Below are 1,309 nucleotides of genomic sequence, written 5' to 3'. Positions count from 1 at the left end.
GGCGTTCAAGTTGGTGTTCACACACTAGCTGACTCTTCAGTTAACTTCGTGGTTCGCCCATGGGTTAGCACTGCTGAGTACTGGAATGTTTACTTCGATTTAATGCAAGCAATCAAAGAAGGCTTGGATAAAGAAGGTATCGAAATCCCATTCCCACAAATGGATGTTCACATGAACAAAGTTGAGGGCTAATAAAGCTTCGACAAATTGAATAAAAGGCGGATAACTTAGGTTATCCGCCTTTTTTCTTGGAGTGTATTTTCAGACTATTTCTACCAATACTGCTCAATAAGTCCATTAGCGAGTACCGCTGCGATAGCAAACATCATGGTTGCAACGGCGATGTCGATGCCTTTCTTAACATTTGGTTTAGACAGCGTTGGGCCAAGCTTTGCGGCTCCCAGTGAGAGCGAGTAAAACCAAACGAACGAAGCCAATATGGTTCCCATAGCAAACGCGATTCTGTCGTTACCTTCAAACTGTCCGCCAATCGAACCAAGAATCACAACTGTATCCAAATAGAGGTGTGGGTTTAATACTGTAACTGCCAATGCTCCTAGGATGACAGTACGTTTACCACGAGCCAATATTTCACCTTTTGATTCCTTGTCTGATGGCGCTTTAAAAGCACTACGCAGCGACAACAAACCATAGACAGTCAGGAAAGCGATACCACCTAGTGTCACTGAAGTGAGCAGGACTTCATTTTGCGACAAGATAGCGCCACCACCAAAAATGCCTAGCGAGATAAATAGGGTGTCGAGCAAGCTACAAATCGTTGCTGTGGTTAAATGGTGATTGCGCTTTATCCCTTGATTTAGGACGTACGCATTTTGTGCGCCAATAGGGATAATCATGCTTGCCCCTAGACCAAAACCTTGTAATAAAACCCAAAAACTCATTTTAACCTCCCATTTAATTAACGACACATACTGGTTATAAGGGGAAGATACTCCGCTCCTTGTGATAAGTATAATTAATGATTTTAATCCATTATTAGAGTTGCTAATGTAGGGTGAGGCTTGATTAAAAAGGGAGCAAAGTGATGCGTGGTTTGGATTATAAATGGATAGAAGCGCTGGATGCTGTCGTTAAACAACGCAGTTTTGAAAGGGCGGCAGAGCAGTTATATATCTCCCAATCAGCAGTGTCGCAACGCATTAAACAGCTAGAAAAGTGGCTCGCTCAACCTGCTTTGGTAAGGGAAAACCCACCTAGGCCAACCCCGGCTGGTAAAAAGTTACTAGGCTTATATCGTCGAGTCCGTTTGTTGGAGCATGAACTCGTTCCCGAGCTGATGAATGAAGAT

The 1,309-nt window shown here is 43.5% G+C and carries 2 protein-coding genes and 1 pseudogene; 2 read left to right on the top strand and 1 reads right to left on the bottom strand.

What is annotated here, in order from left to right:
* A pseudogene (locus BCT81_RS00560) lies at positions 1–192 on the top strand (mechanosensitive ion channel domain-containing protein); the annotation flags it as partial.
* Positions 193–272: 80 nt separating this feature from the next.
* On the opposite strand, the gene BCT81_RS00555 reads toward BCT81_RS00560, so the two are convergent.
* Positions 273–902: a LysE/ArgO family amino acid transporter gene (locus BCT81_RS00555; protein WP_102422970.1), complete on the bottom strand. Its 630-nt coding sequence runs from the start codon at positions 900–902 to the stop codon at positions 273–275.
* Positions 903–1,045: 143 nt separating this feature from the next.
* Here BCT81_RS00555 and BCT81_RS00550 point away from each other — a divergent pair.
* A partial coding sequence (locus BCT81_RS00550) for a LysR family transcriptional regulator (RefSeq protein ID WP_133152465.1) occupies positions 1,046–1,309 on the top strand: 264 nt, incomplete at its 3' end.

This window comes from Vibrio sp. 10N.261.52.A1 (genome assembly GCF_002876325.1).
GTDB classification, from domain to species: domain Bacteria; phylum Pseudomonadota; class Gammaproteobacteria; order Enterobacterales; family Vibrionaceae; genus Vibrio; species Vibrio chagasii.
Note: the sequence above shows the minus strand (reverse complement) of the source record. Positions and strands in the feature narration are given on the sequence as shown.

Bases quoted from the DNA above. Each gene is read 5' to 3' on its own strand.
- BCT81_RS00555 (WP_102422970.1), bottom strand. From the start codon at position 902: ATGAGTTTTTGGGTTTTATTACAAGGTTTTGGTCTAGGGGCAAGCATG.